The 20,801-nt window shown below is 54.6% G+C and carries 21 protein-coding genes; 12 read left to right on the forward strand and 9 right to left on the reverse strand.

Features of this window, described 5'->3' with window-relative positions; genetic code table 11:
- The first annotated feature begins 95 nt into the window (after nt 1–95).
- From H8B13_RS09440 to H8B13_RS09460, 5 genes are all read left to right on the forward strand, one after another.
- Nucleotides 96–581: an ATP-dependent zinc protease gene (locus H8B13_RS09440; protein ID WP_187310556.1), complete on the forward strand. Its 486-nt coding sequence runs from the start codon at nt 96–98 to the stop codon at nt 579–581.
- A gap of 54 nt (nt 582–635) precedes the next feature.
- On the forward strand, nt 636–1,586 hold the full coding sequence (rimK, locus tag H8B13_RS09445; RefSeq protein WP_187310557.1) for a 30S ribosomal protein S6--L-glutamate ligase: 951 nt from the start codon (nt 636–638) through the stop codon (nt 1,584–1,586).
- Nucleotides 1,587–1,634: 48 nt separating this feature from the next.
- Nucleotides 1,635–2,684: a succinylglutamate desuccinylase/aspartoacylase family protein gene (locus H8B13_RS09450; RefSeq protein ID WP_261990301.1), complete on the forward strand. Its 1,050-nt coding sequence runs from the start codon at nt 1,635–1,637 to the stop codon at nt 2,682–2,684.
- Nucleotides 2,685–2,818: 134 nt separating this feature from the next.
- Nucleotides 2,819–3,487 (forward strand): OmpH family outer membrane protein, encoded by a 669-nt coding sequence (locus tag H8B13_RS09455; RefSeq protein WP_187310558.1) that lies wholly within the window; start codon nt 2,819–2,821, stop codon nt 3,485–3,487.
- Nucleotides 3,488–3,768: 281 nt separating this feature from the next.
- A complete protein-coding gene (locus H8B13_RS09460; protein ID WP_187310559.1) occupies nt 3,769–4,104 on the forward strand; it encodes a hypothetical protein in 336 nt (111 codons plus the stop codon).
- A gap of 77 nt (nt 4,105–4,181) precedes the next feature.
- On the opposite strand, the gene H8B13_RS09465 is transcribed toward H8B13_RS09460, so the two are convergent.
- From H8B13_RS09465 to H8B13_RS09480, 4 genes are all read right to left on the reverse strand, one after another.
- Nucleotides 4,182–4,721, reverse strand: coding sequence for a hypothetical protein (locus H8B13_RS09465; protein ID WP_187310560.1), 540 nt, complete (start codon nt 4,719–4,721; stop codon nt 4,182–4,184).
- Between the two features lie 79 nt (nt 4,722–4,800).
- A complete protein-coding gene (locus H8B13_RS09470; protein WP_187310561.1) occupies nt 4,801–5,463 on the reverse strand; it encodes an NAD-dependent epimerase/dehydratase family protein in 663 nt (220 codons plus the stop codon).
- Between the two features lie 164 nt (nt 5,464–5,627).
- A complete protein-coding gene (locus tag H8B13_RS09475; protein ID WP_187310562.1) occupies nt 5,628–6,464 on the reverse strand; it encodes a S1 RNA-binding domain-containing protein in 837 nt (278 codons plus the stop codon).
- Between the two features lie 158 nt (nt 6,465–6,622).
- Nucleotides 6,623–8,542 carry a hypothetical protein gene (locus H8B13_RS09480; protein WP_187310563.1) on the reverse strand — a complete coding sequence of 640 codons (1,920 nt, stop codon included), beginning with the start codon at nt 8,540–8,542 and terminating at the stop codon, nt 6,623–6,625.
- Between the two features lie 305 nt (nt 8,543–8,847).
- Here H8B13_RS09480 and H8B13_RS09485 point away from each other — a divergent pair, with 305 nt between their 5' ends.
- The 5 genes from H8B13_RS09485 to H8B13_RS09505 all read left to right on the forward strand — a co-directional run bounded on the left by H8B13_RS09485 (nt 8,848) and on the right by H8B13_RS09505 (nt 12,858).
- The gene (locus H8B13_RS09485) at nt 8,848–10,113 is read left to right on the forward strand and encodes a putative DNA modification/repair radical SAM protein (RefSeq protein ID WP_187310564.1); all 1,266 of its coding nucleotides are present in this window, start codon (nt 8,848–8,850) and stop codon (nt 10,111–10,113) included.
- Between the two features lie 226 nt (nt 10,114–10,339).
- The gene (locus tag H8B13_RS09490) at nt 10,340–10,522 is read left to right on the forward strand and encodes a hypothetical protein (protein WP_187310565.1); all 183 of its coding nucleotides are present in this window, start codon (nt 10,340–10,342) and stop codon (nt 10,520–10,522) included.
- 62 nt (nt 10,523–10,584) lie between these two features.
- Nucleotides 10,585–11,469 carry an alpha/beta fold hydrolase gene (locus H8B13_RS09495; protein ID WP_187310566.1) on the forward strand — a complete coding sequence of 295 codons (885 nt, stop codon included), beginning with the start codon at nt 10,585–10,587 and terminating at the stop codon, nt 11,467–11,469.
- Between the two features lie 95 nt (nt 11,470–11,564).
- Nucleotides 11,565–11,915 carry a hypothetical protein gene (locus H8B13_RS09500; protein WP_187310567.1) on the forward strand — a complete coding sequence of 117 codons (351 nt, stop codon included), beginning with the start codon at nt 11,565–11,567 and terminating at the stop codon, nt 11,913–11,915.
- Nucleotides 11,916–12,024: 109 nt separating this feature from the next.
- On the forward strand, nt 12,025–12,858 hold the full coding sequence (locus H8B13_RS09505) for a TIGR03915 family putative DNA repair protein (protein ID WP_187310568.1): 834 nt from the start codon (nt 12,025–12,027) through the stop codon (nt 12,856–12,858).
- 172 nt (nt 12,859–13,030) lie between these two features.
- On the opposite strand, the gene H8B13_RS09510 is transcribed toward H8B13_RS09505, so the two are convergent.
- On the reverse strand, nt 13,031–13,954 hold the full coding sequence (locus H8B13_RS09510) for an AraC family transcriptional regulator (RefSeq protein ID WP_187310569.1): 924 nt from the start codon (nt 13,952–13,954) through the stop codon (nt 13,031–13,033).
- Nucleotides 13,955–14,078: 124 nt separating this feature from the next.
- Between H8B13_RS09510 and H8B13_RS09515 the strand changes: the two genes are divergently transcribed.
- The gene (locus tag H8B13_RS09515; RefSeq protein ID WP_187310570.1) at nt 14,079–15,605 is read left to right on the forward strand and encodes an aldehyde dehydrogenase family protein; all 1,527 of its coding nucleotides are present in this window, start codon (nt 14,079–14,081) and stop codon (nt 15,603–15,605) included.
- Nucleotides 15,606–15,667: 62 nt separating this feature from the next.
- Here H8B13_RS09515 and H8B13_RS09520 read toward each other — a convergent pair whose 3' ends face one another.
- Nucleotides 15,668–16,042 (reverse strand): four helix bundle protein, encoded by a 375-nt coding sequence (locus H8B13_RS09520; protein ID WP_187310571.1) that lies wholly within the window; start codon nt 16,040–16,042, stop codon nt 15,668–15,670.
- Nucleotides 16,043–16,100: 58 nt separating this feature from the next.
- Here H8B13_RS09520 and H8B13_RS09525 point away from each other — a divergent pair, with 58 nt between their 5' ends.
- Entirely contained in the window at nt 16,101–16,502 is a 402-nt protein-coding gene (locus H8B13_RS09525; RefSeq protein ID WP_222841392.1) for a DUF779 domain-containing protein, read from the forward strand.
- 85 nt (nt 16,503–16,587) lie between these two features.
- Here the strand turns inward: H8B13_RS09525 and H8B13_RS09530 are convergent, their stop codons facing one another.
- The 3 genes from H8B13_RS09530 to pbpC form a co-directional block, all read right to left on the reverse strand.
- Complete coding sequence (locus H8B13_RS09530; RefSeq protein WP_187310572.1) at nt 16,588–17,052, reverse strand: YybH family protein; 465 nt, start codon at nt 17,050–17,052, stop codon at nt 16,588–16,590.
- A gap of 89 nt (nt 17,053–17,141) precedes the next feature.
- Complete coding sequence (locus H8B13_RS09535; RefSeq protein WP_187310573.1) at nt 17,142–17,699, reverse strand: YMGG-like glycine zipper-containing protein; 558 nt, start codon at nt 17,697–17,699, stop codon at nt 17,142–17,144.
- 256 nt (nt 17,700–17,955) lie between these two features.
- A complete protein-coding gene (gene pbpC, locus H8B13_RS09540) occupies nt 17,956–20,298 on the reverse strand; it encodes a penicillin-binding protein 1C (RefSeq protein WP_187310574.1) in 2,343 nt (780 codons plus the stop codon).
- Between the last annotated feature and the right edge of the window lie 503 nt (nt 20,299–20,801).

The raw sequence follows: 20,801 nt of genomic DNA on the forward strand, positions 1-20,801 counted from the left end.
TAAAGGATTAAGCGTTATCCTTAGGCAAGTCATCAGCGTCCTAAATCGGGGAAGCTTGGCTTCTAACCAGTGGCTTCCCTTATATTTCCTTTACCATGAGAAAACAGCGGGTTCCGAAACGAGTAGTAGGGCGAAGAGAGTTGGTTGATTTCCCACAATTCAAGTTGCGTGGGGTAGAAGCGAAAGTAGATACGGGGGCATATACAGGCGCTATTCACTGCTCCAATATTCACATCGAAATCCTGCCCGACGGCCGCGAGCTGCTCTGCGTACAGCTACTCGACCCCTCACATCCAAATTTTAATGGCCGGCCGCTACAGTTCGCCGAGTTTTCCCTGCGCGACATCAAAAGCTCGAATGGAGAAGTGCAAGAACGCTATGTTATTCAGACAGTTATTCAGTTATTTGGCGAAGATATTACCGCCGAGTTTTCCCTGTCCGACCGCTCCGATATGCGCTACCCCGTGCTCATTGGGCGGGTCTTATTGCGTCAAGCACAACTGGTAGTTGATGTGGCTCGCCTACATTTGTCGTATAAAAGTCAGGCCGTGGCCAAACATCCGCGGCAACAAATTGATTAGGCTTTTCCCTGTTTTCCTGCCTCCGCTCCCATTTACCTCTGACCTATCTTTCCAATGAAACTGGCCATTCTCTCGCGCGAGCCGAGGCTGTACTCCACCATGCGCCTTGTCGAAGCAGCCACGCTGCGCGGCTATGAGGCGGTGGTCGTCGACCATCTGCATTGCAACCTGGTGCTGGAGAAAGGCGACCCAGGTATAATTTACGAAGGCAAAAAACTGACGGGTTTCGATGCTATCATTCCGCGCATTGGCGCCTCGGTTACGTTTTACGGCACGGCCGTAGTGCGGCAATTTGAGATGATGAAAGTGCGCACGGCCATCGATAGTCAAGCTATTGTGCGCTCCCGCGATAAGCTGCGCTCTATGCAGATTCTGTCGCGGGCCGGGGTAGGAATGCCCAAAACCGCCTTCACCAACTACTCCGATGAGGTGCCCGAAATGATCAAGCAGGTTGGTGGCGCCCCGGTGATTATCAAGCTTCTGGAAGGTACGCAAGGCCTTGGCGTTGTACTGGCTGAGACCGAGAAAGCTGCCCAATCGGTGATCGAGGCCTTTCATAACCTGAAGGCCCGCATCATTGTGCAAGAGTTTATTGCCGAAAGCAAAGGCGCCGACCTGCGGGCATTTGTGGTGAATGGCGAAGTGGTGGGTGCCATGAAGCGCCAAGGCAAGGAAGGCGAGTTTCGCTCCAACCTGCACCGGGGCGGATCGGGTAAGCTGGTGAAGCTGAGCCGGGCCGAAAAAGCTGCCGCTTTGCTGGCTACCAAAGCCCTGGGCTTGGGCATTGCTGGCGTCGATATGTTGCAGAGCAAGCGCGGTCCGTTGGTATTGGAGGTGAATTCGTCGCCGGGGCTGGAAGGTATTGAGAAGGCTACCGGCCTAGATATTGCCGGCAAAATCATTGAATACACGGCGGCGCTAGTGCATAGCAAGCGTAAGGATTCCGCTAAAAAAACGACCAGAAAAGCCCCCCAGCCCGATACCCAACCTGATGTAGTAGGGTAAACGGTTTGAAATACACCTGTATTTGTTCCACTCTTAACGCTTCAGCCTTTGCCTCATACCTACGGCCCCACCGACATGCTAATCAATGGCTTGGTCATCAGGCCGGGCGAACGGGTGCTGACACGGTTGGTAATTTCGCGCCTGCCTTCCCGTACCGTCATTGATGTGCCTGTATATGTGTATCGGGCGCAGGAACCGGGTCCAACGGTGCTGCTAATGGCTGGTATGCATGGCGATGAGGTAAATGGGATTGAAACGATTCGCCGCTTGGTGCGCCGCGATTTGCTGCAGCCTTTGCGCGGCACTATCATCGCCATTCCTATCCTCAATATCTACGGCTTTCTCAATTTCTCGCGTGAGGTGCCCGATGGCAAAGATGTGAATCGCAGCTTTCCGGGTAATCCGCGCGGGTCGCTGGCTAGCAGAGTTGCCCACCGCTTTATGCGTGAAATCATGCCGCTTATCGACTACGGCATCGATTTTCATACGGGTGGCGCGGCGCGGGCCAACATGCCTCAAGTCCGCTGTCTGCTGGGCGAAGACGATCAGACCGATGCATTAGCTGCCGCTTTTGCGGCTCCGTTTACCTTGCACGCCTCGTTGCGGCCGGGTTCCTTGCGCGAAGCGGCAATGCAGCAGGGGCGCCGCATTATTGTGTACGAAACCGGCGAATCGTTGCGCCTCGATGAGGCCGGAATAGAGCTAGGTATGGCCGGCACTTTTCGGGTACTGCAACACTTGGGAATGCTGGCTACGGCCGCTACGCCCTTGCAGCCGAGTGTTGTATGTAGGCGACATACGTGGCTGCGGGCTAAGTTCGCGGGTCTATTTCGGAGCCATGTACAGAATGGGCAGTTCCTGGAAAAAGGGGAGGTGTACGGTAGCGTAGCCGACCCATATGGCGAAGGCACCGTGCGGCTCGAAACGCCGACGGCGGGCTACGTAATTGGCCTGAATCATATGCCGGTCGTGAATCAGGGCGATGCGCTGGTACACATTGCCTGGCCTGATAATTTGCCCCCCAGCCGCACATCGCATTGGCCCCACTTGTTGGAACCGCCTCCTAAGTCGAAGGAAGAGGACGACGACCAGATTTAACGCCCATTTACGCGCCTGACTCAGGTATTAGCCAAGCAGCACAAGACACGCCGTTGGCGCTTAATTTCTGATCCTGCTGGTTTCTGCGTTTCTTTGAGGAGCCGACGAGGTGTCGGCCGCTACTATTTTTTTGAATGAAGACGAATTCATTGCTTTTAGCCATCAACGCGGTCCTGGTTGTCGCCGTGGCAGTATTGTTTTACCTGCACTTTGCCCAGAAGCCCGACAGTGTACCCAGTGCGGCTAAAATCGCGGCCGTAGCTACTGCTTCTGACAGCGCTAGCACCGCCCCCGATGATACAACGGCTGCCGCCGCAGCGCCTGTAGTAGCGGCGGCACCTGAGCCCGTTAAAATCGGCTACGTAGAGTCAAGTAAACTGCTCGATGGCTACAAGGGCATGCAGGTTGCGCGCCGCAACTTCGAAGCAAAGGCTAAAGGTTGGGAGCAGCAGAACAAAACGCTGATAACCAACTTCCAGTCGGCCGTGCAGAAATATCAGACCCAAGCTGCCAGCCTCACGCCCGAGCAACGGGCTGCTACCGAGCAGCAATTGCAGCAGCAGGAGCAGAAGGTGGGCCAGGAGCAGCAGAAACTTCAGCGCCAGGCAGCCGAGGAAGAAGCCAAAATGAGCCAGCAGGTGTTGACCCGCGTGAATAAGCTGATCGAGCAGTATGGCAAAGAGAATGGCTACCAGTTTATTCTCATTGCGCAGCCTGGCGGCTCCATTGCCTATAGCCGCAAAGACCTCGACGTAACGGCTCCGGTATTGAAGCGCCTGAACACCGAATACGGAAAAAAGTAGTCGAGTTTTGACGTTTAAGAAGTCATGCAAGCGCCCGCTGCTCCAAAGAGCAGCGGGCGCTTTTTATTGCCATGGGCTGAGTTGATACACCATAAAAAGCCCCCCAGCTCAGGTTTTGGAAAGTACATATGATGTATGTGGTACGCTCATAACGATACTAGCTGCCAGGCTGTTGTGATGAAGAGGTGTCTGATATTTTTTCCATGCTTTATTAAACTCTGCGCTAAAATCTGTGTCTAATTATCAATGGCAGCCGAACCAAGGCCCTATGGTTGTAGACTATGAAAAAGCTGATAAAATCCTCTGTAGTACTGGTAGCGCTGGTGTTCTCGGCGGCCCTTATAACGGGTTGCGTGGCCTCGGCCCAACCCGGCGTTGTGGTAACAAGCGGCCCGGCCTATTACCCGCCGCCGCGCCCATACTACGGGTATCGACCACGACCTTATTACCATCGTCCATCGCGGGTAGTTGTGGTAGAGCGCCAGCCGGTTATTGTACGGCCGTACCGGCCGCGCCCAGTAGTCGTGCGGCCCCGGCCCGGCTACTATCGCCAGGATGGCCGCCAGCCCGCTCGTGATGGTCGCTATTACGGCCGTGATCGTGGCCGGATTCGCTAGTGACGGCTAGACTAACACAAAAAGCCCCCCAGACATTGTCTGGGGGGCTTTTTGTGTTTTAAATGAGATTCGCTGGCTTAGAAAACGAAGCGCAAGCTGAAGGCTGCATCCGAGTACAGACCGGTATATCCGTCAAATACTTCGAAGAATGGCTTGTAGTCCACGCCTACTACGAAGGGCAGATCCGGCAATTTATACTCCAGACCCAAAATCAGGTCGGCACCAAAAGCGATGTAATTGCGGTCTTCCTCGTAATAAACGTAGTAATAGTCCTTGCCTTTACGGCCGTAATAGCGTCGATCGGAGAAGTAGTAGCGGCCGTTGTATGAACCAACGTGGCCACCAGCACCATAGTAAAATTGTAGGCCCTTGATGTCACTCACGGGCAGATGCTTTTCCAGCAGCAGGGTCAGCCGGCCGCCGCGGGCAGCGTACTCTCTGGTCAGCAAGCCCTCAAAGGCTACATTGTTCTTGCCGCTCAAAAAATGCTTTACGGTGAGGCCCGAAGAGTAGCCGCCGGCACGCAGACCGACACCAGTGGTGTAACCGCCCTTCTGGGCGTAGGCAGCCGGGGCCGTTAGAAGGAGTAATAAAACAAGACGGTACAAAAACTTCATTACTGAGATGTTAGGGTTAAAAGTCAACTGACTCCCTAAAGCACAAACTCCGTGCTGAACTCATCCTCACGTATTGGTTTTAGCGCGCCTGAGCAATTTCATCCGATAGATGCACACGTATTCCGCCGCCGTCTTCCTCGGCTGCGCGCAGCATCGCGCGTGCAACTGTAACTGCTTCAACAGGCTGATACTTACGCAGTGGTCCTACCATCAGCGGACGCAGCGCTTTCAACAAAACGGCGCCAATCTGCTCGCCTAAGCGCTTTTCCGTGCGGTTGCCCAGCAATAAAGAAGGCCGAAAAAAGTGGATGGCCCGAAAAGGCGTTTGCCGCACCGCCTGCTCCATCTCGCCCTTCACCCGATTGTAGTAAATGCGCGAATTTGCGTCGGCCCCCATCGCTGAGACCACTAAAAACTGCGCCGCAAAGTTACCGGCCGTAAGAGCCGCAAGCTTTACTACGTACAGGTAGTCGACCTTATAAAATGCCTCTTTTGAGCCCGCTTGCCGCATGGTGGTACCCAAGCAGCAGTATACATCATCGGCAATTAGCCCAAGACGGTGCTGATCCAAGTCATCAAGTTCGAATATGCGCTGCTCTAGTTTGGGGTGCACCTGGGGCAGGGGGCGCCGACCTATCACAATGACTTTGGCGTAGCGCTCAGAGGCTAGCAGCAACGTAAGGAGCTGGCTGCCGACCAAGCCGCTGGCACCGGCGATGAGAGCAGTTTTTTGAGGTGTCATAAGGTGATTGCAAGCACGAGAGCAGACAGAAGGGCAGCAGAGGTCCTTCTACGATAAATACCAATGAAGGGCAATGAAGCTAACAAACATCGCAACGAAAACGACGCGTCGTACGTCCTTTCTGTTGATAGTCAAGTTATTAGATGAGGGCTTGCATTGGCTATTTATTCCTGCCCTAGTAGTCGGGTTTCGTCGGGTGCTAGTTGCACCAGGCCGCGCTTATAAAGTGTGCCGAGCGCTTTTTTGAATACTTTCTTGCTCATGCCCAGGCGGCGGTAAATGTCGTCAGGCTCGCTTTTGTCGGACAAGGGCAGGGCGCCGCCGTTGGCACGCAGGGCCGTGAGAATGGTTTCGGTGGCGTCGAGCGCTTCGTCGTAGCCTACTTTCTGCAGACTCACATCTAGCTTGCCATCAGGCCTGATCTGGCGCACGTAACCAGTAGGCTTGTCGCCTAAGCGCAGAGGGCGAAATACTTCATTATGATACAACAGACCGAGGTAAGCGCCATTCACGATAACCGTGTAGCCTAAGTCCGTGTCTTGGGCAACAAATAGCTCTACCTGGTCGCCAGCCTGGCCCGGAAACTCTGCCTGCGGCAGATACTTCTCCCACTTGGACGAGGCCACAATACGGTCGGAGTTCTCATCGAGGTAAACATAGACGGTAGCGCGCTGCCCGACGCGCAAGGCCTGGCGCTGATTGCGGTAGGGGAGAAAAAGGTCTTTTTCGAGGCCCCACTCAAGAAAAGCGCCGTTGGATGATACGTCCTTAACGGTGAGGGCCGCAAACTCACCTACCCGCGCCAGCGGCTCTAACGTGGTGGCAATGAGGCGGTCTTCGGAGTCGCGGTACACAAACACGCGCAGCCGGTCACCGATTTGGGTGCCTTCAGGCACGTACTTAATGGGCAACAGCAAGTCGCCGTCGTCGGAGGTCAGATACAGGCCGAAATCCACGGCGCGGGCTACTTCAAGTTCGTTATAGTCGCCGAGGGCAAGCATGGGATGGACTTTTGGGTGAATTATGGTAGGAAGCCAAAGGTACTGAAGCCTGGGGGGCAAATTTCGCTCGGGTGTATCTGCCTCTTACGTATACACCACGACGAGGCGTTGGGTAGATGGCAAAATGCTTCACCCATTACGTTCTAGCCGCGGCCTTCTCACTGGTACGGCGCGACACCAGGGCGGGTAAAGTTGAAGTCGCTGAAGTCATAATACGCCCCCGAATTCTCGAAGATCCGGTAGCCATTATTGGTCAGCTGGCCCCGCGGATAGAAGCCAAACAAAATCTGGATGGTGCGGAGCGCCGTGTACTCGTTGCGAAAACGCAAGCCTAGGCCGAAACCGGTAAATGGCTTGTCGAGAAATGGAGAGTCGCGACCGGGAGTAGTGGCCAGCCAGGCAGCATCGGCGAAAGCTACGCCAGCTAAGCGGAAGCCTAGGAAGGAAACGGGCGTGTACATGGTAGCTTCATAGTTGAGCACAAAGCGACTGGTGCCGCGCAGGGTGCCATCGGAGCGGAAGCCGCGCAGGCCCCGTTCGCCCTCAATGGACAAAAGCTGCTCGCCGGGACGCCGGTCGAAGCCCAGGTCCATGCGGTTCCACAGAAAATGTCGCCACTGATAGTTGCCTGTAGTATAAAGGCGCGTAAAATACAGGGCCTGCGTGCTTAGGAGGCCTTGCTGCCAGTCTCGGTCGCGCTGGCGCACGAAGGTCCCGAACTCCCCGCTCAGATACAGGTAACCCCGCCGCACGCTATACAGGCCGCTAGCGGCTCGTACGCCGTAGTAGCGCCGATTGCCCAGTTCGTTCAATTCGTAGCCGGCGGTAAGGCTGAGCAACGTGCCCGTCGGGACGTCCTCGGTACGACCGAAGCCGAAGAGATATTTGTCCTTATAGTAGCGCCGAACGCTATAGCCGATAGTGCCCAGAAAAAGGCTCGCGTCTGCATAGTCCTTGATGGGCCGCTCGCCATAGGTCGTATTCAGAAAGCGCGCGGAAACGACAAAACGGGCCGGATTCTCATAACCCAGATCGTAACTTTTGAGGCGTAAGGCACGCCCCAGCCATATATCGCGGGTGCTGTAGCGCAGCCGCTCCAAGCGAAACGGATCGATGGGGGGCAATTGTGGCAGTTGAATTAGCCGATCGTAGAAATCGAGCGCCACCGCACCAGCATACTGGGTATTAATAGAAACAAAGTCGCGGGCCACGTAGGCGCCTATCTCCTTGTTTTCGTACTCATTGCGGTAGCGCACCTGCGCATTGACGAAGTTGCGAAAAGGCACTAGGTAGCTGCCCCGGTAGCGCCAGGGCTGGGGGCTGGCGCGGCCATATTCGTAGCGATTCCGGAACTGGTGGCCCAGCCCCATAAAGTTTACATCGTTCAGCCCAATGACGGCCGCATCTACATCGCGAATCTGAAGCGAGCCGCTCAGACTAAATACATCCTTGGTAATAATCTGCACGTCTACGCTGTCGGGCGTGGTGGTAGCCTCATTCACGAATACGCGGGCATCTAGCAACTCCCCCGTCTGGCGCAGCAAACGTTCAGTTTCACTAAGTTCCTGGGGCTCAAGTTCTTCACCCACCCGAAATAATAGCAGTTGGCGCACCCGTGAGGGGGCTGTGCGTATGTGAAACACATTGCCGCCCTTTTCGAGAAAGTTATTTGGCTTGCGGTCGGGGTTATTGATGCTGTAACCAAAGGCGTCGAGGGTAGTAATGTTGATGCTGCGCACAATCTTATAGTTGTGCTGGCTGTATTGGCGGTCGAGCAGGGTAGCATCGAGGCCGGCCCGCTCCTCAGCGCGGGCCGTGAAGTTGAACAGCGCCGCCACCGCCTTGCCGGCAATGGTTTTACGCTTGGCATACGCTTGCAGACCCGTGAGAATACGCTCCTCATCGAAGCGCCGCCGTAGGGAGTCGGGGCGGGTTTCGAGCGGGGTTAGCACTGTATCAGGCACGGATGGCTGCGGATCCTGCGCCTGCGCCATGCCTGCCAAAAATACCAACGGCAGTACCAGCCGCCACCGAAAACGGCACAGCAACTGGAAAGCAGACACGAGGTGAGCAAGCATAAAGCGAAACAATACAAAAGCCAAGTGGCAACCTGCAAGGTACAAACGTAGCCGACCACTAGGTAAGTACGAAGCTGAAGCCTACCTGAAATCATCAACCAAGTTATGAGGGGATACTTCCCCAAATCAAGCCTAAAAAAGCACCAGGCGCAATAGTCTGAAGATTGCTGGTCTGGGGGGCAAATTCTAGTACAAACCGGCCATTTTGAGCAATGCTTTTGAAACCTTTCCTAAAAAAATTAGCTTAAGGTAGTATTGTGTATATGAAGTGTAGTTGCTATTTTTAAGCCATCAAAAGCCCTCGGATGAACGAACGAATTCAGGAAAAGCTAAGTATTTTGGCAGACGCCGCGAAGTACGATGTGTCGTGCTCCAGCAGTGGCGGAAAGCGCAAAAACGAGAACAAAGGTTTGGGCAATGCTGAGGGCATGGGCATCTGCCACAGCTACACCGAAGACGGGCGTTGCGTGTCGCTGCTCAAAATTCTGCTGACCAACTACTGTATTTTCGACTGCGCTTACTGCGTGTCGCGGCGCAGCAACGATGTGAAGCGTGCCGCCTTTACAGTAGACGAAGTAGTCGATCTGACGATGAACTTCTATCGTCGTAATTATATCGAAGGGCTTTTTCTAAGCTCCGGCATTTTTAAGGATTCCGACTACACGATGGAGCGCCTAGTACGCATCGTGAAGAAGCTGCGCACCGAGCACAAGTTCAACGGCTACATCCACGTCAAGACCATTCCGGGTGCTTCGCCCGAGCTGATTGCGGAAGCCGGCCTGTATGCCGACCGCTTAAGCGTGAACATCGAGTTGCCTTCGGAGCTAAGTTTGCAGAATTTGGCCCCCGAGAAAAACTACAAAGAGATTCTGACCCCGATGAAGCAGATTCATCAGGGCATTGTGCAGAACAAGGAAGAGAAGGCGCTTTTCAAGAAAGTGCCGGCTTTTGCGGCGGCGGGCCAAAGTACCCAGCTTATAGTGGGCGCTTCAGATGAGAATGACCATCAGATTTTGCAGCTTTCTGACTCCTTGTACAAAGGTTATGGCCTGAAGCGGGTATACTATTCTGGCTATGTGCCTGTTACGGATGATGCGCGTCTGCCGCAGCTCACGCGTCCACCCGTTATTCGGGAGCACCGTCTGTATCAGTCTGACTGGTTGATTCGCTTCTACGGCTTCCAGGCTGACGAAATCCTGGACCCTCAGCATCCCCACCTCGACCTGGAAATAGACCCCAAGCTGGCCTGGGCGCTGCGCAACCGCCACGTTTTCCCGGTGGATGTGCAAACCGCCGACTACGAGATGATTTTGCGGGTGCCCGGCGTTGGGGCACGTTCGGCCAAGCGCATTGTGGCTGCTCGTCGCTTTGCACCGCTCACCTTGGATCATCTGCACAAGTTTGGCGTGGTGCTCAAGCGGGCCAAGTTTTTCCTGACTTGCCGCGGCCAGGCGCTGGACAGCCGCGAATATGATGAGCAGAGCCTGCGTCGGCAAATTCTATTTGGGTCGGGTGCGGTGCGCTCCGCTCTTGTTACCCAGCAGCTCGATCTTTTTGCTCAGGCTTCCTAACGCGTGAAAATCACTTCTCATTAAAATCTATAGATAAAAGTATAGGCATAGTCCGGTACCATTCTGGTATTGGAAAAAGCCCCCCAGAAAGCAGTAAGCCGCGCCGCAGTGACCGAACAGCCTCAAGCACTGAGGTGCGGCCTACACTTTCTCTCTCATTCTGCCACCCAAACGCCGCCTGGCGGCTCTTCATACAACCAACCATTAGCGACCAACAACTACTACCATGACTGTTTCTCACCGCGGCGCCGACGCGTCGGCCGCTCCTTCCGAAGCCCCCAAAACAATGAAAGTGGCACGCCTGGCCTGCTGCTGCAAGCTCAGCGACCTGTTGCCGCTTGTTCGTCAGCTGCACGAGTCGGTGCGCAACACCACCGCCCGCGACGAGTCGCACCCGGAGGCTGCCTGATGCTGTAAAGTTGGTTTGTAGCTGAGCGGCAACTTCTTACCGCAACTGTAGTAAGACGGGTTGTGCGCTACGAACTCGAACATCACGACGTCATCACCAATGGCATTACGCTGCATGTGGTGCAGTGCGGCCCTCAAGATGGCCCGCTGATTATACTGTTGCACGGTTTTCCTGAGTTCTGGTACAGCTGGCGACGCCAAATCCCGGCCTTGGCGGAGGCAGGTTACCGAGTGTGGGCGCCAGATCAGCGCGGCTACAACCTCAGCGACAAACCTACCCAGGTTGCGGCTTATAAGATGCCCGCTTTGGCGGCCGATATTATCGGGCTGATTGATGCAGCCGGGCACGAGCGTGCCTTCTTAGTCGGACACGACTGGGGCGCGCTCGTAGCCTGGAACCTAGCGGCTTATTTCCCGGCTCGGGTGGCGCGGGTGGCTATTCTGAATGTGCCGCACCCGCGGGTGATGGCTCAGGAGCTACGGCACAGCATTCGGCAGCTGAGCAAGAGCTGGTATATTTTCTTTTTTCAGCTCTCGTGGCTACCCGAGAAGGCGTTCAGCTTTAACAACTACCAGCTCGGCGAACAAACATTGCGCGGTACCAGCCGCCGGGGGGCTTTTAGTACCGAAGATTTAAAGCTTTACCGAGCAGCTTGGGCGCAGCCTAGGGCTATTACCAGTATGCTCAATTGGTATCGGGCAGCGGCGCGCTACGTGCGGCAATTGAATCCGCCGGGGCGCGTGCGGGTACCGATACACATCGTGTGGGGCAAGCACGATGCTTTTCTCAACCCCAATATGGCGCAGGAAAGTCTGGCGTGGTGCGAGGCTGGCCGCCTTACCTATTTTGAAAAATCTACGCACTGGGTGCAGCACGAAGATTCTGAAGCCGTCAATGAGTTGTTACTGCGGTTCTTTGGTCATCCGCACGAAAATGGCGGGCAATAAAGAGGAAGTAAAATACGGTTGATTCCTTCATTACTTAACCTCAGAGCGCCAGATGCAGTAAGAAAGGCTAGTGTTCACCTAAACCCAACCGATGTATGAGCATTTCCCAATCTGCCGCCGCTACTCACTTAAACGCCTCTCTCGGGATTCTTAAGGGGAATATTACCAACGGTAAAACCCCAGCTATTGGCAACATTAACAGCTGGAGTGAACTCCTGGAAACAGGCGGCGACCCAGCTTATAAGACTATTGCCGACGATTTAAGAGAGCTGGAAGGTGTTATTAATACAGGCGATGTAAATCAGGTCAGCAGCCTGCTTCTAACCTTGGCCGAGCACATCAACAGCGTGGTAGATGGCGCTACGCCCAACTTTATCGATCAGCTGCACGAACTGGCCCAAGCCCTCAGCGACGCAGCCCGCCAGCTGCAACCCGTACAAGGCTAAGCAACTGCCGAAACTGGCCCGTCATGCTGAATCTGGCTTTTGCCTGCAGAAACATGACGAGCTGTTAGTTGACTAGCTGGCTAATGTCGCCTTCTATTTACTCCCCTCTATGCACGATTATACTTACGATGGCTCTTTCGATGGCTTGCTGACGGTGCTGCTGGAGATGTATGAGCGCAAAACGCCCCCCAACAGCATTCAGCCAGCCGACGCGGCGCAGGGGGGGCTTTTTACGGCCACTGTGCCCATCGCCACCAGTGAGGAAAAAGCTGCCCGTGTGTGGCAAGGTTTACTCAAGTATATGGATAAAGAGGCGCGCGCTCGACTCTACCACGTGTTTCTATCGGAGCGCGCCGACCGCGAAATCATTATTTGCCGCTACGTGCAACTAGCCGTGGAGGCGAAGGGCCGGGTGGATATCTCGGAGAATTACACCAACGACAGCGTGCGCCTAGTGGCCGACATCGACAAGCAGATGTTTCGCGAAAAGCACCGCATGGAAGCTTTCGTGCGCTTCGAGAAAACCCAGGACGAGTTGTTTCATGCCACCATTGAACCCGATTTTGATGTGCTGCCGCTCATTGCGCCCCACTTCACCAAGCGCTACGCCGATCAGCGCTGGCTGATCTTTGACCGGCGCCGCGGCTACGGTCTTTACTACGACCTGCACCGCACCGACATCGTGCAGTTTGAGGAAAAAGCCCCCCAGCGCTCCACCGACGTGTCGGCCACTGTGCTCGATGAGCGCGAGCCACTATTTCGTCTGCTCTGGCAAACTTATTTTGACCACGCCAATATTCCAGAGCGCCGCAATATGAAGCTGCACCGGCGTCACATTCCGCTGCGCTACTGGCGCTACTTAAGCGAAAAGCAGCCGCGCGAAACCCGTTTTCAACCAATTAAGAACAAGACAATCGCCAAGGATTCGAATCAGCTGCAATAAGCATAGGACGCTATCAATATACCTACCAGGTCGTCATGCCGAGCGCAGCGACGCATCTCGCGTGCTGATGAGAGGTTAGTACTCCCACTAAACACGCGAGATGCGTCGCTGCGCTCGGCATGACGACCTTTTAAGCTGAATTAATTCTTAGAATACAAAGCTCCAGAGAGTTTTATCGGCACCGCTTTTTATACAGCCCTGGCGTGATGCCTTCGTACTTCTTGAATAGCGACTGGAAGTAATTCGTGTTGTTGAAACCAGCGCGGAAGCATACGTCGGCTACCGTCGTGAGAGGGTTGCGTAATAGGCGTTTGGCTTCGGCTAGACGCTCCTGAATAATATACTCAACTGGCGTAAGGCCAAACTCGCGCTTGAATAAGCGGAAAAAGGTAGCCTTGCTCATACAGGCTAGCTCACTGAGCTTTTCTACGGTTATTTGCTCGGTGAGGTGGCGCTTGATATACTGTACCACTTGGGCGAAGCGGTGGGTGCTTAGGTGTTGGGCGTAGTTGTGAAAAATGAGCTGACGAGCCTGGGTTTGCATCAGCCGAATCAGTAACTCCTGCAAGGTGAAGGATGCCAATACGTCTTTGCTGGCGTGCGTCTCCTGCGAAAGATGAATAAGCCGCTCCAGCGTGCCGGTTAGCTCGGGCGTGTTGGTGAGGTGGGCATTATCGGTCATTGCCAGGCTCCAGGGGGCTTTTTCCTCGGCTAGCGGCAGGCGCTCATTCAGTAAGTCAACTGTTTGGCGAATGGTATCGGCGGGGATGGCTAGGGCCAGACACTGGGTGGGATTGGTAGCGCTGGCTTCGGGAAAATCGATCTCCATGAGCTGCTGCTCGCCTACAATTACCGATTCGCCGGGCAAATAATCAAAGGCTGGTCGGCCGGCCAGGTGCATCACTTTCTTGCCTCGCAGCATGGTAGTCAGCACCAAGTTGCCCATGCTCAGCGGCACCTTGCTAGCCGTCTGGCGCGTCTCGAAGATGTTCAGCTCGAAGGCATCCAGCGAATACACGGTGCGGTTTTCAACCAAAGCATGAAGCTGATCGGGGTGGCGCAGCGCAACGGGCGACGGTAGAAAGGCCTGGGACATAACGGGTGGGACTAGGTAGCGAAAAACTTGCGACTATAGGCGGATAGACTGAGAGAATACTACACACTTTTGAGCAATAACGAAAGCTACCTTGGGGTAAGTGTTCATTCATAACTCCCACAGCATGGAAACGTTAGAAAATCCCACCACTCTCATTGCTCGCCCCCAGTTCAAATCCCACTACGACAACTTCATCGGCGGCAAGTGGGTGGCCCCCATCAAAGGCCAGTACTTCGAGAACCCGTCACCCATCGATGGCAAGGCGTTTTGTAAAGTAGCTCGCTCCACCAAAGAGGATATTGAGCTGGCCTTGGATGCCGCCCATGAGGCGTTTAAGTCATGGAGCAAAGCTTCGGCTACTACCCGCAGCAACGTGCTTTTGAAGATTGCCGACATCATGGAAGCCAATCTGGAGCACTTGGCGGCGGTAGAAACGGTAGAGAACGGCAAAGCCATCCGTGAAACCATGGCCGCCGACCTTCCGCTTGCCATCGACCACTTCCGCTACTTCGCGGGCGTGATTCGGGCTGAGGAAGGCTCGGCCACGGAGCTGAATGAGAACACGCTTTCCCTCGTCATTCAGGAGCCGCTGGGCGTAGTAGGCCAAATTATTCCCTGGAATTTTCCGCTGCTGATGGCTACCTGGAAAATTGCCCCCGCACTGGCCGCTGGCTGCTGCGTAGTGGTGAAGCCCGCCGAGCAGACGCCCGCCTCTATTATGGTGCTCATGGAGCTGATCCAAGACGTGCTGCCCGCCGGTGTAATCAACGTCGTGAATGGTTTTGGCCTCGAAGCCGGCAAGCCGCTCGCTAGCAACAAGCGCGTGCAGAAAGTGGCCTTCACCGGCGAGACGACTACTGGCCGCCTCATTCTGCAATACGCCGCCGAGAACATTATTCCCGTTACGATGGAGCTGGGGGGCAAATCGCCGAACATCTTCTGCAAATCGGTGATGGACCACGACGACGACTTCCTCGACAAGTGCTTGGAAGGTGCGGCCATGTTTGCGCTGAATCAGGGCGAAATCTGCACCTGCCCGTCGCGCCTGCTCATTCACGAAGACATTTACGATCAGTTTATGCCTCGCCTGATTGAGCGCGTAAAAGCCATCAAATTAGGCCATCCGCTTGACCCCGACACCATGATGGGCGCCCAGGCCTCGAACGATCAGTACGAGAAAATTCTGAGCTACCTCGAAATCGGCAAGGCCGAAGGAGCCGAGGTGCTGGTAGGCGGCGAAGCTCACGCCCACGATCATGAGGAGCTAACCGAAGGCTACTACATCAAGCCCACCATCTTCCGCGGTCACAACAAAATGCGTATTTTCCAGGAGGAAATCTTCGGGCCAGTGCTGTCGGTAACTACTTTCAAGGACAACGACGAAGCCATTGAGCTGGCCAATGACACACTCTACGGTCTGGGTGCTGGTCTCTGGAGCCGCGACGCCCACGAGCTGTACAAGATGCCGCGCGCTATTCAGGCCGGCCGCGTGTGGGTCAATTGCTACCACGATTACCCAGCAGGCGCCCCATTCGGTGGCTACAAAGCGTCGGGTTTTGGTCGTGAGAACCACAAGATGATGCTCGCGCACTACCGCCAGACCAAGAACATGCTCATCTCCTACAGCCAGCAGAAGCTAGGCTTCTTTTAGCAATGAGTGAATGGCTGAATGGCTGAATGGGTGAATATTCAGCCATTCAGCCATTCAGCCATTCACTCATTGCCTCGATGAGAGCTGCGAGCTTTTTCTAGCACGGATACTATTTCAAGGTATTCTTGTTGGAGGTCAGCTAAGCGGATTTGGGGTATGATGCCGGCTTCACCTAGTAACTCAAGCCAAAGCTGTGTTTCGTCGGCTTCTTCAACGCAAATGCACAGTTTAGCGTATTGCTCATTGCCCGAGCGGGCGCGGCACACAGCGCGGTAATTAGCTGCCACCGATGTTGCTGATCTCAGTAATTGTTTCCCAAGCACCTGCGCCTCTCCCGTGCGTGGCAAGCTTTGATACAGCTTAATTACACGCAAAGCAGCGAGTTTTGTCCGTTGCCTGAAAGCAGTAATAAAATCAACCTTCGCTGAAGAATTCATAAGTAAAGTCTGATGTTGAGCAAACATTCAGCCATTCACCCACTCACTCATTCACCCATTGTCTACTCCTCGCGTCCTCGTAACACCCGCTGCAGAAGCCACTATCGATTTGCTCCGCGATGAGCATGGCCCCTTGATGTTTCACCAAAGCGGTGGCTGCTGCGACGGATCTTCGCCTATGTGCTTTGCGGCGGGTGAATTTCGGGTGGGCGGAGCCGATGTATGGCTGGGTACTATCCACGGCTGCGACTTTTTCATGAGCGCCAGTCAGTTTGAGTACTGGCAACACACCCAACTCACGGTGGATGTCACGAAGGGGCGTGGGGCCAGCTTCTCGCTCGAAATTCCCTTGGGTGTGCGCTTTCTAATTCGCTCGCGGCTATTTACGGAGGAAGAGTCGAAGCACATGGAGCCGGTGCTGGACGGAGAAGGGTACCTAGCTCGCACGACCGATTCTTAAAAGAAACTGAAATGCAAAAAAGCCCCCCACAATTAGTTGTGGGGGGCTTTTTTATGCCTGTATCGTTCAAAACGAGCTTTGTTGTCTATTTAACCTTAACTGGCAAACCTTCGAGCTGTGCATAGCTGAGTTTCCAGCTGCCTTTGGGGTTCTTTTTCCAGAGCAGGATGAAGTTGCCTTCGCCTTCGCCCATGGGCGCGCCCGGCGTTGTGGGCTCTACATCCACGGAGTACGTGCCGGCCTCGTAGGCTATTTGCGCGTCGGTGCCGGTGCTTACCACGTTGGTGCGTAGGTTGGAAATGGTGCCCATGGTTTCGCGTACCCAACGGTTGGAAACCTCCGACTTGCCCTGGAAATGGGCTTCACCTTGTAGGAAATGCACATCGTCGGCGAAAAGGGTGTCTAGCTGAATGGCATTTTTGCTGTTCCAGGCACTGATAAACTGCTGATTGAGCGTTTGCGCATTTACGGCCGAGTCTTTCTCGTCGGTTTTGGTGCAAGATGCCGTCAGAAGTACGGAAGCGGACAAAATCCAAAGTAAGGATTTCATAAAGAGGGGAGTATTAGAGTGTGGACTGTAAAGAAATTCGCCGACTCCGGCGCAAGGCTAGAGTCGGCGAAAGTAGAAAAATTCCGGAGTTACCAGCTCTTTCTGCGCACTTCCGAAGAAGGATACGGCGTGTTGCGCTCGCCGTACGACTCATTGGGCAGATAAGCAGCATTGGAAGCGATAGGAGCACCATCGGCGCCAACCAGCATCAGAGGAGCAGTGGCGGCAAAGCCATTGGCCATCATAGGGTATTGCTGAGCCTGGGGCTTTGGAGCAGTAGCAACGGCGGCTTTCTTTTCGGCGGCTTCTACGCGGCGAGCCAAGGAGGCGCGCTCAGCGCGGTCTGCCGCGGCCCGGTTGGCGGCAGCGCGGTTGGCAGCAGCTACGCGGGCAGCTTCCTTACGCTTGTTGTCGGTGCGCTTACCAATGGCATAACCAACACCTGCGCCAGCCACACCACCTACTACACCACCCACGGGGCGGTTGCGCTTATGAATAATAGCACCAGCGGCTGCACCGCCTACACCACCAATTACGGCACCCTTCGCCTGGGGGCTCCAAGGCTTTTTCTCCTGAGCCTGAACGGCGTTCGTAAAGGTTGCCGTGATCAGCAAAATCAGCGTCGATATATAACTAAGCTTTTTCATGACGAATGTTTTAAGTTGGGAATCTTATACAAATTCTTAGCAGGTAAATACAAGCACCGTGCCACAATAGCTCCTCTGTTAATGGAATACTAAACGAAGTAAAATTCAAAAAGGATTACACGATTTAAAATAAAAGGCAGATAAAAGCAGTATTTGGCTCTGTTTTAAGAGATAATCACCTAAGAGTTACTGCTACCAAAGAGCAGTTTTTTGTAGGCACTAAATGGGCAACCAGACGACCGAAAATGGAAGTGCTCTAGAGCTCCGTTACAGTGATTTGAATATCCGTATTGCGGCCGTGGTCATCGGCGCAGGATATTTTCAGTGGGCCCGCCGAGGGTCGGAAAAAGACACGCTCCGTAGCCGGCGCGGCGCGCAAAAACTCATCATTCACGTACCAATATACCTGCCGAACTTCGCTGTCGGTGGTGCAGCTTAGCAGCAACTGCTGTCCTTCGCCTCGGTTGAGCACATAGTCGGTGCCGGCCAATGGGGAGACGATACTGGGGGCCATTTCGGGGCCACCTCGTACGAGCTGGCAAGCGGGATTGTGGGGCGGCAGGCGTCGGTAAGGCAATCCTTGGGTTTCGCGGAAAGCGGCCACGCCGGGGGGCAAATTTGGATACAACTCGCGCCTAAAACCGGCCGCTGGCGCACAGGCCCGGCAGTATACCATGGCGCCATCAGCCGCTAATAGTACTTCGCGCTGGTGCTGGCAGCGCTGCACTGATGATATGCCGGGCAGGAAATAATCGATGAGCTGATTGGGGCAATACTCGCCCGGAGGTCGGCCGCTCTCGGCGCACACTAACCGAAAATCCAGGCTGCTGGGGGGTAAAAACCAGTTGTTGGGCGAGTTGTAGGCCAATGAATTGAACAGGTCGAATAGGAGGGGAGTGGCAACCTCTGAGCCCGTAAGGGCCGGCGCCCCGTGCCCGCTGAAATTGCCCACCCACACCCCAATGGTGTATTCGCGGTTATACCCAATGCTCCAGGCGTCGCGGCGGCCGTAGCTGGTGCCGGTTTTCCAAGCAATTTTGGGCAGCCGCCGACTGGTTTCGTAGCCCACGGGCAAGTCAGGCCGCGTGAGTTGGGCAAGAATATCGGTGGTGAGGTAAGCGGCCGATTCAGAAAGCAGCGCAGTAACTTCTTTTTGCCCCCCAGCGGCAGTTCGGCGCTGATATATCTTGCTGGAGCCAGCAGGTGCGGTCCACGCCAGCGATGCATATTGTCCACCATTAGCCAGCGTCACATACAAGTTGGTCAACTCTTCCAGCGTAGCGCCACAGCCACCCAGAATCGTGCTCAAGCCTAAGTGAGGCGCATCACGGGCCACGCGCCGGAAGCCGGCTTGGCTGAGCTTGTCAGTAAATGCAGGAACACCTAACTCAGCCAGCACGCCCACGGCCGGAATATTAAGCGAGTAGGCCAACGCCCGTTCCACGGTTACCTCTCCGTGGCAGCGCTTGTCGAAGTTTTCGGGGCGGTAGCCACGGAAGTTGGTGGGCACATCAGGCAGGAGCCGTTTGGGCGTGAGGTAGCCCCGATCTAAAGCCAGTGCGTAGAGAAACGGCTTGAGCGTACTGCCCGGCGAGCGAACGGCCTGCACCCCATCATTTTGCCCCTGATTAGCAGCATCACCAAAGTCAGCGGACCCAACGTAGGCTTCCACGGCGCGGGTGCGGTTATTAATGACCAGCACCGCCGCATTGGTGATGCCCAGTGCGTGCAAGCGGCGCACATAATTGCGCGTTAAGTCTTCGGCTTTGGCTTGCTTGCCGCGCTGCAATGTGGAGCCAATACTAGCCTGGCCCGGAAAACGCTGGACCAGCCGCCGCGCCAGATGCGGTGCTAGGGCCGGTGCCGCGTGGCGCTGCACGTCCAGCGGCTCCTGCAGCGCGTCGGCTATATCCTGTTTGGGAAACAAATTTTGCCCCCCAAAGCGCCGCAGCCACCTATTTCTCTCCGTGAGAATAGCTGCATTGTGCTTGCCTAGCACCAAGCCTGTTGGCCGGTTTGGAATGATGGCCAACGTCACGGTTTGAGCCAGAGAAAGATAATCCGGAGGCTGCTGAAAGTACAGGAGTGCTGCCGACTTCACGCCTTCCACATTGCCCCCGTATGGTATCAGGTTCAGGTACAGCTGCAGGATTTCGTCTTTGCTATAATGCGCTTCCAGTTGCGTAGCGCGCAGCATTTCCAGTAGCTTATTACCTACCGTGCGCTCTTTGGGTTCGAGCAGGCGTGCCACTTGCATGGTAATCGTGCTGGCCCCCGTCGTGCGGCCTTCCTGGAACAGGTTACGCATCGCAGCTTTGACAATCGCCAGCGGATTAACCCCAAAGTGGTAATAGAAGTAGCGGTCTTCTTTTTCGATGATGGCCTTACGCAATACGGGTGTTATTTCCCGTAACTCGGTTTTCATCCGCCACTTCTGCGTGGGGTTGAGGTAGGCGTGCAGTACTGAGCCATCGGCGGCTGATATAATGGGCGAATATTGGGGGGCGGGTGGTAGCGGAAATAGGCGGTCGAGCCCAAGCAATGCCAACAACCCGGCCAGCAACGCCATTACCATTCGCCATGTGTGCTGCCGAGTCATGGTCAAATATAACCGTGACCAGGCTCCTAAACCAGCGTGTGGAGCTATCTGACTGGTGAAGAATCATTGCCGCCGCTGCAGATGCTTATCTGCACCTGCTACAAGCACTCGGTATGCTATATTATGTAATTGCTATGTCACAAACGTGCCTTATTTATTCCAGAAAGGCCGCTAAATAGTTGGCTTTTCACTAATCCAATTTGAGGGTTAGCATCGTAGATAAAGCCAGTTAGTAATTCAAAAAAGCCTGCCGATTCATTTCATGCGGATATCTCTATTTAATAATTAAAGCACAGAATAAAAAAGGGATTTTAATGCTGTGTGTCACAAAAGCAGTTTGGTATTCCTTTTTGTGCGTGTCCTGAGCAAATAATATTGTCACAGTTATAAGAGCTCATTTAAGCGATAGTAGCAGTAGTATTCGCAACGCTTTTTGTAACAGCATTTTGTAGTGATTTATTGCCGAATTTGACTCTGTAATAGCTAATAACGGAGAAGAAAAC

Source organism: Hymenobacter sp. BT188, from assembly GCF_014333585.1.
Classification (GTDB): domain Bacteria; phylum Bacteroidota; class Bacteroidia; order Cytophagales; family Hymenobacteraceae; genus Hymenobacter.